General features: G+C 61.0%; 7 protein-coding genes. 4 read left to right on the forward strand and 3 right to left on the reverse strand.

Annotated elements, in window-relative coordinates; translation table 11 throughout:
* Together ABT24_RS15155 and ABT24_RS15160 are read left to right on the forward strand one after the other, a co-directional pair.
* On the forward strand, positions 1–389 hold a 389-nt coding region (locus tag ABT24_RS15155), incomplete at its 5' end, for a transposase (protein ID WP_502689018.1).
* Positions 390–415: 26 nt separating this feature from the next.
* Positions 416–1,228, forward strand: coding sequence for an IS3 family transposase (locus ABT24_RS15160; protein WP_286738216.1), 813 nt, complete (start codon positions 416–418; stop codon positions 1,226–1,228).
* Between the two features lie 253 nt (positions 1,229–1,481).
* Here the strand turns inward: ABT24_RS15160 and ABT24_RS15165 are convergent, their stop codons facing one another.
* Together ABT24_RS15165 and ABT24_RS15170 are read right to left on the reverse strand one after the other, a co-directional pair.
* Positions 1,482–1,745, reverse strand: coding sequence for a helix-turn-helix domain-containing protein (locus tag ABT24_RS15165; protein ID WP_041608434.1), 264 nt, complete (start codon positions 1,743–1,745; stop codon positions 1,482–1,484).
* A 390-nt stretch (positions 1,746–2,135) separates the two neighbouring features.
* A complete protein-coding gene (locus ABT24_RS15170; RefSeq protein WP_353743860.1) occupies positions 2,136–3,020 on the reverse strand; it encodes a LysR family transcriptional regulator in 885 nt (294 codons plus the stop codon).
* A gap of 102 nt (positions 3,021–3,122) precedes the next feature.
* On the opposite strand from ABT24_RS15170, the gene ABT24_RS15175 reads away from it, so the two are divergent.
* On the forward strand, positions 3,123–4,502 hold the full coding sequence (locus ABT24_RS15175; RefSeq protein ID WP_141202340.1) for a DHA2 family efflux MFS transporter permease subunit: 1,380 nt from the start codon (positions 3,123–3,125) through the stop codon (positions 4,500–4,502).
* A 140-nt stretch (positions 4,503–4,642) separates the two neighbouring features.
* Here the strand turns inward: ABT24_RS15175 and ABT24_RS15180 are convergent, their stop codons facing one another.
* On the reverse strand, positions 4,643–6,199 hold the full coding sequence (locus ABT24_RS15180) for an MFS transporter (protein WP_013123581.1): 1,557 nt from the start codon (positions 6,197–6,199) through the stop codon (positions 4,643–4,645).
* 174 nt (positions 6,200–6,373) lie between these two features.
* Between ABT24_RS15180 and ABT24_RS15185 the strand changes: the two genes are divergently transcribed.
* A partial coding sequence (locus ABT24_RS15185; RefSeq protein WP_286738219.1) for a LysR family transcriptional regulator occupies positions 6,374–6,988 on the forward strand: 615 nt, incomplete at its 3' end.

Genomic DNA, 6,988 nt, shown 5'->3' on the forward strand with positions numbered 1-6,988 from the left:
ATCGGCTGCATGGCATCGATGGGTTACGCCCCAAACGCAGCGCGTACAGTGTGCAATTCAAACTGCAAGTGCTGTCTCATCAGGACCGCGAACAGCTTTCGAGCCGCCAGGTCGCGGCGATCTATGACATCCGCAACCCCAACCAAGTTGTCGTCTGGCGACGAAATCTCGATCAAGGCGGTGTGGACGCTCTCGTGTGCAAGAAACAAGGGCGTCCCAACATGAAGCCAGAACGACGCAGCCCAGCGCCGTCGAACATGGTCGTCACTGATTCGGCTCAGGCCCTGCGTGAGGAGAACGAGCGACTGCGCGCGGAGGTCGCGTACCTAAAAAAATTGCAAGCCTTGATTCGGTCGAAGAGATCAGCTGCGCCGACAAAGCGCGCCTGATTGCCGGGTTGAGGCATCACCATAAATTGACGGACCTACTCAACGCGGCGGGTCTGGCACGCAGCACGTTCTACTACCAGTGCCAAGCGGCTCAGCGTTCCGACCGGCACAGCGCCATGGAGATCAGAATCCGCACCATTTATGACGAGCACAAAGGCCGCTACGGGTACCGGCGTATCACTGCAGTTCTGTGCAGTTCAATGGCGGAACCCGTCAACCACAAGTGCGTGCAGCGCTTGATGCAAAAGATGGGGCTGCGCGCGCTGATCCGGGCGAAGAAGCGCTCCCGACATGTCCCAGGCGTGAGCGATGCGCACGTGCCGAATGTTCTGCAGCGCGACTTCCGCGCGACCGCGCCGAACCAGAAGTGGGTGACCGACATTACCGAGTTCAATGTGCACGGCCATAAGCTCTATCTGTCGGCCTGCATGGATCTCTACAACGGCGAGATCATCGCGCACCGCATGGCAAAGCGTCCCGTCTTCGAGCTGGTGTCCAGCACGCTCGGGTCGGCTCTCTCACGGACTGATAGCGGCGCCGAGCTGATCGTGCACTCGGACCAAGGTTGGCACTACAAGATGCAGCCCTATCGAACGATGCTCACGGCTCACGGCGTCACGCAAAGCATGAGCCGCAAGGGCAACTGCTTTGACAATGCTGCGATGGAAAGCTTCTTTGGCACCCTGAAGGCCGAGTATTTCCGTCTTGCAGCGCCCAACAGCCTAGATGCGCTCGAAGCGGGCGTGCATGATTACGTCAACTACTACAACCACAAACGCATCAAGCTCGGGTTGCAGGGACTCAGCCCGGTCCAATATCGGCTGAGAAGCACCGCCTAACCGGCGGGATCGTCACCGTCCAACTTCTGGGGGTCAGTTCAGTTTCGCGGAGGCCCGTTGGTTTGAGTCAGAACGAGCTGGTCTGAGGCCAAGCGGGTTTGCTTGACTATTTGGCCATTGTCTCTCTTTTTTAGCGGTGCGCAGGTGCCGCCGGAGGCAACTGGTTGAGCCATGGGTTTTCATGGTTCCCCCTTTTTTTGCCCCGCCGTCTGGGCGGGTCATGCTGCCCATTCCCATCGTCAACACGGGCACTTCAACTACGCGACGCGTAAACGGATCCACGCCAGTCTGCTGTGTGAACTTTTTCTGCCAAGCTGCGCAGACGCGAAGGACTCGCGCCCGTGGTGCCAAGCCGGGCCCAGGCATGCCGTAACTGCACGTCGGAGGTGAACCCGGCCGACGCCGCAGCGGCGGAAGTCGGGCCAATGCGCTGCAGATAGTGCAGCGGCGTGGTGCCCGCGTGCAGCGCGAACAGACGGCCCAGAAGCTGCGTCGATACGCGGCCTAGGCAGGCCATCGATTCGGCCGTCCGGTTGCTCTGCGGTTGCTGGCGGTGGCATCTTGCAGGCGGTGTAGCTGCAAGTGGAGGTGGCCGTGGTGGGCGAGAAGGGGCGAAGGCTCGGGGTCGGCCGGGCCGAGCCGCAACGAGACGCATCTTGTCAAGGTACTGGTGGTGGGTGGTTGCGTCGCGGCCGTCGAGGAGACCCGCATGCGCGGTCAGGAGCGCAGCGGATCAATTCCAGCCAACCCATATACCGAGTTTGTTGATTTCCAACACAACGTCAGGTGCTTCATCGAGACCGAAGAGATCCCGGCCTGCGTTCACCAAGTCTCTCGCAGATCAAGTGCCAACGCGATCAAGGCGTGTGCAACGTACATTTGCTGCATGCCTTGTCTGGCATTTCCTTCAGCGACTGGGCCGCTCGGTCGCGCGAACAACATCCAAAAAAGCGCTCACGGCATGCGATGCTCTTCCGACTTCGGAACAAACCAAACCGAAGTGACGATAAATCGGTGTCTGCAATGGAAGCACGCGCAGTCCCTTTTGATTCTCAGGCAGGGTCAGACTCGGCACGAGGGTGACGCCGACCCCTTCACGGACCAAGGCAAACGCACTCGCCCAGTCCTGAACCGTGACCCGCTGGTCGGCCAGCGACAAGCCTGCGGACTCCGCCAGACTTTTCCCATGAATCACGCATCCTCCTGTGGCCAGCACAAAAGGCTCCTCAACCAGTTCGCCGAGATTCACACTGCCATGAGGACTACGCAAAGCCAGAGGATGCCGCACCGGGACAACCGCCACCCATTCGTCATGCCCCAGCGGCACGGCGTTGCGTTCGGGTGAGGGATTCATGACGACGCCCAGGTCGATGGTGTTGTTGGTGAGCCAGGCCTCGACCTCGTCGTCGCTGGCTTCCAAGGCAACCACCTTGATGCCTGGGTGCAGTCGGCGGAAAGTACGCAGCAACGGCGGCAGCAGGGCGACAAACACGGACGGGAAACTCGCCAGCTTGATCCGTCCCCGATGCAAGCCCTTCGCTTCGTCGGCCAGGGCCTGGATCGCGTCGAGCTCGGCCAGCATCTTGCGTGCCCGGGCGATGACCTGTTCGCCAACGGCTGTCGGCACCGTGTGCCTGCGGTCTCGAACCAGCAGCGGCACCCCGAGCAACTCTTCCAGCCGTGCGATCGCCTGGCTCGCGCCCGATTGGGTCACACCGAAATTCGCCGCCGCCTTGGAAATGCCGCCCGACTCTGCGATCGCGATGAGCAGTCGCCAGTGCATGAGGTTCATCATGGTCAGTAGCTCAACTTATGCAATGAATCTGCAAGTCTAATTTTACTTCTGCGACATCGCTGAGCAAAATGGACTCATCGCCCCCACTTGGTGCTGGTCATGTCCATCGAAGTCAAATCCACCCTCGCTGCACCGAAGCGCATCGGTGGGATGCAGTCGCCAGCATTCGTTCTTACTGCCGTCGGCATCAGTTCGTTCATGGTGACGTTGGATGTGACGGCGGTCAACGTGGCCTTGCCGAGCATCGGGGACATGTTTGGCCTGCCCCTATCCGCGTTGCAGTGGGTCGCCAGTGCCTATACGCTGGTCTTCGCCAGCCTGCTCCTCACGGCCGGCGCCTCCAGCGACCGGTGGGGCGCGCGCCCGGTGTTCCTGGGCGCCCTGACGTTTTTCACCCTGGCGTCGGCAGCCTGCGGCCTGGCCCATAGCGTGGCCGAGCTGATCGCCGCCCGCGCGGTGCAAGGCCTTGGCGCCGCGGCGATCCTGCCCAGTTCCATGGCTTTACTGACGAATGCCTTTCCGCAGGCCAATCAGCGGGCGCGGGCGGTGGCCATTTGGAGCGGAATCTCGGCGACCGCGTTGGTGGCGGGGCCGCTGATCGGTGGGTTCCTGGTCCAGACCCTCGGCTGGCGTTCCATCTTCTTCGTGAACATTCCGGTCTGCCTGGTGGTCCTCTCCATCGCCGCCATCTCCGCCGGTAAGCCAGCGACCCATCGGCGCGCCTTTGACCCTGCTGGTCAGCTTCTTGCGGTCGTGGCTCTGTTCACCATCACCTTCTCGACCATTGAGGCCCGTCAATACGGCTGGACGTCGCCAGCCATCGTCGGCGCGCTGGCCATCGGCGTGGCCGCAAGCCTGCTGTTTATTGCGGTCGAACATCGTCGGCAGGAGCCGATGCTGCCACTCAGCCTGTTCCGGTCTCGGACCTTCTCCGCGTCGGTGGGCGCGGCGTTTCTCTACAACCTCTCGTATTACGGTGCGCTGTTCGTCCTGCCCGTGGCGCTGCAGGCGCAGGGCTACTCGCCGCTGTCGGTGGGCGTCCTGCTGATCCCGATGACTCTATCGACCGCCGTGTTCGCCACGGCCTCGGGCTGGATCGTCAACGCCATCGGTGCTCGCTTGCTAGCCGCCCTGGGGATGTTGGCCGGGGTGCTCGGCGCAGCGATCTTGGCCACCTTCGGCTTTACGTCCTCGAGCATGAGCGTCGGTGGATTGCTCATCGGCATGGGCGGCGGCACGCTACCCCTGATCGTCGCAGCAGCCCTCTCGAGCCTGCCTCCAGAACTCGTCGGCGTGGGATCCGGAGTATTGAACGCTGCACGCCAGAGCGGCGGCGCCATGGGCATCGCCGTCCTCGGCGCATTGCTGCAGGGCGCCACCCTGAAAGCCGGTCTGGCGTTGGCGATGATCGCCGCCGTCTTTCTGGCGGGCGCCGTCCTCACCTTTTTCTTTATGCGAGAGGGTACTCGCCCAAAGTGAACGGCTGATTGCCTTGCAGCTTCTGCAAGCCAAGTTCATGACGCGAAAGGCACTATCTGTCGTGATTGGTACTGTTTTACAACGATGGTCGCAGATTGCGGCGCAACCGTCAGTCCGCAGTTACCAAATGACGGCTATCCCTACAACCCGGCACTCTCGCCACGGAGTTCACTGAGTTCGACATATGTGGGTTTGGAGTGGCCCAGGAACCCGAAGACCATCGCAGCAGAAAGCAAGCTGATGGCGGCCAGCACGTAGAGCAGGAGATGAAATGCGTCTGCGTAACTGTGCATGAGCCCGATATGCGTCGCGTTTGGCAGCAACTGCAGCGCGCGGGACATGTCGCCCATCGCCAGGCGATTGGCCGCAGCGCACAAAGTGGCACTGCTCACGCTGGCAGGTTCGGTGCTTGCCAAGTTCGCTTGGACCATCCCACCGAGCAGCGCCGTCACGATGGCAAGCGCAATGCCCTCTCCGGCAACGCGCGTTGTGTTGAAGATGCCGGTCGCCATGCCCGCCCGCTCCTTGGGTACGACGCTGACTGCAAGACCGTCCATCAAGCCCCACGGCAGGCTCACGCCGATGCCAATGAGGATCATGGCCAAGATGGTCTGATCCGGCAGTTGCCCAGGAGGACACTGGGCCAGCCACACATTGCCGCAGGCGCACAGCAGAAGCCCGACGCCGGAGATGAGACCAGGCGAAAGCCACCGAGTCAGCATCCCGGCAAGGAAGGGAATGACAAGCATCGGTGCCGACAGCGCGAACATCATTTGCCCCGCTGTCATCGCGTCCAGCCCCTCAATCCCGATAAAGCGCTGAGGCAGAAGCACCAGCAGGACGACGTAGGCATACGCAGGCGCTGCCGCCAGGAACTGGACGCCGATGAAACGCGGGTAGCGAAACAGGGACAAGTCGAGCATCGGCCGTTTGGATCGCCGTTCGACAATCACGAAGGTGGCCATGATCAGACTGGATGTTGCGAGCAGGGCCAGCACGGGTGCGCTCAACCATCCGTTTTCCGGCACGAGCAGGACCGCAACGGTGAAAAACGTCAAAGCACCGGTGAATGTTGCCGCGCCCAGCCAATCGAATCCTGTCGCACCTGGGTCGCGCGTTTCGCGGATGCACCATCCACCTAACGCGAAGGCGAGCAGCGTGATCGCCGTCACACTCAGGAAGACAGAACGCCAGCCGAAATGCTCAATCAAAAATCCGGCGACGACCGGGCCGCAGGCCAGGCCGACGCCAAACGTGGTCCCCAGCAGACTGAACGCACGGGTGCGCGCGTTGCCTTCGAACTCCTGGGCCAATGCCGCGGCGCCCGACGACAGCGCCGCGGCGCTGGCGACTCCTTGCAGCGCCCGTAAAGTATCCAGCCAGAGCATGCTAGTGGCGTGCATCGCGATCAGTGACAAGATTGCGAATCCCATCGTTCCGAGCATGAACAGCCGCTTGCGTCCATAGCGATCGGCGAGAGAGCCGCCAATCATGAGACTGCTACCGAACGCTAGCATGAACGCGTTCGTCACCCAGCTAAGTTCGATGGGGGTTCCGCCCAAACCTTGCGCGATAGCAGGCAATGCAACTGCCGGGCCAGTGAAGCTGACGGGCATCGAGAGTCCGGAAAGGCAAATGGCACCCAGGACCAACAGCTTCTGCGTTCCGTTGTAAGTGCCACATTCGTCCATGCTCATACAGAAATCCTCTAGTCAAATGCTGGTGAAGGTCATGGTCCCGAATAGGCGTACCACACTTCGCATTGAGGATGATGCTAGGCAGAGGGCGTCCTGAGATAAATGGCCTTGCTATCCGAACAATGTGGATGAAAATTCCGCAATACCGGTAAGACGCGTTACGCGATTTGCACTATGGACAATTTGAGTGGGCTGGCCGCTTTCGTGCGGGCTGCCGAAACGCTGAGCTTCGTTGCCGCAGGCCGCGATCTCGGGCTTTCCGCTTCCGCTGTCGGCAAGAGCATCGCCCGCCTCGAAAAGCATTTGGGTGTCAGGCTTTTCCATCGCACCACACGTCAGATCAGCTTGACCGACGAGGGCATGACGTTTTTCGTGCGTTGCCGCAGTGCACTGCAAGAGATCGAGGACGCCGAGGCAGAGCTTTCGAAGGCAAAAGGGACACCGCGCGGCAGGCTGAAGATCAGTTTGCCCACCATTGGTTACCGCCTTCTCTTACCCGTCATCCCACAATTTCGCCATGCATACCCCGAAATTGACCTGGAATTCGATTTCAGCGACCGCCTGGTAGATGTGATCAACGAGGGCTTCGACGCTGTGATCCGCAGTGGCCCTTTGTCCGACTCCACCCTTACGGCGAAACCTCTCTGCCCCTATCGGTTCATCGTGTGCGCATCGCCCGCCTACTTTGTTCAATATGGGGCGCTTGGCAATGCCCGTGACCTCGCGAATCACGTGTGTTTGCGATTCAAGTATCCGTCGAGCGGCAAGCTCCAGGAGTGGCTAGTCAAT

Origin of the sequence: Thiomonas sp. SCN 64-16 (genome assembly GCF_001725585.1) — a bacterium.
GTDB lineage: Bacteria > Pseudomonadota > Gammaproteobacteria > Burkholderiales > Burkholderiaceae_C > Thiomonas > Thiomonas arsenitoxydans.

Bases quoted from the DNA above. Each gene is read 5' to 3' on its own strand.
- ABT24_RS15180 (WP_013123581.1), bottom strand. From the start codon at position 6,199: ATGAGCATGGACGAATGTGGCACTTACAACGGAACGCAGAAGCTGTTG.
- ABT24_RS15170 (WP_353743860.1), bottom strand. From the start codon at position 3,020: ATGAACCTCATGCACTGGCGACTGCTCATCGCGATCGCAGAGTCGGGC.
- ABT24_RS15175 (WP_141202340.1), top strand. From the start codon at position 3,123: ATGTCCATCGAAGTCAAATCCACCCTCGCTGCACCGAAGCGCATCGGT.
- ABT24_RS15165 (WP_041608434.1), bottom strand. From the start codon at position 1,745: ATGGCCTGCCTAGGCCGCGTATCGACGCAGCTTCTGGGCCGTCTGTTC.